Below are 552 nucleotides of genomic sequence, written 5' to 3'. Positions count from 1 at the left end.
TATGTAAAGGATGAACGTGAAAAGTTATTTGCTTATTCATTTCATACAGCTTGTGATTCAAAAGGATTTATTTTAGGATCACTGGTCACTGGTGGAAATGTTCATGATAGTCGTATGTTAGATTCACTCGTATCAAAAGTGACAAAGAAAGTCGGAAAACCAAATGTAGTTGCAGTAGATGCTGGATATAAAACACCTTACATCGCCAAGTTTTTAATGGATCAAGAGATAAGACCTGTCATGCCTTACACTCGTCCGAGAACAAAAGCTGGTTACTTGAAAAAGAATGAATATGTGTATGACGCACATTTTGATTGTTACATTTGCCCAAACGGGCAAATCCTCTCTTATCGTACAACGACTAGAGAAGGCTATAAGCAATATGCGTCCGATTCAGAGGTATGTAAGTCCTGCTCATTTCTAGATAGCTGTACACAAAGTCAAAATCATACCAAACAAATTCATCGGCATATTTGGCAGGACTATCTAGATGAAGCAGACCATCTGAGACTCACACAAATGAATAAGGACATCTATGCAAAACGGAAAGAA

General features: G+C 37.5%; 1 protein-coding gene. It reads left to right on the top strand.

Translation table 11 applies throughout. The features are described from left to right. On the top strand, positions 1-552 hold a 552-nt coding region (locus tag BA70_RS18970), incomplete at both ends, for a transposase (protein ID WP_034325298.1).

Origin of the sequence: Bacillus zhangzhouensis, assembly GCF_000715205.1 — a bacterium.
In the GTDB taxonomy this organism is placed as follows: domain Bacteria; phylum Bacillota; class Bacilli; order Bacillales; family Bacillaceae; genus Bacillus; species Bacillus zhangzhouensis.
The sequence above is the reverse complement of the archived record's forward strand: the minus strand, read 5'-3'. Positions and strand labels throughout refer to the sequence as shown.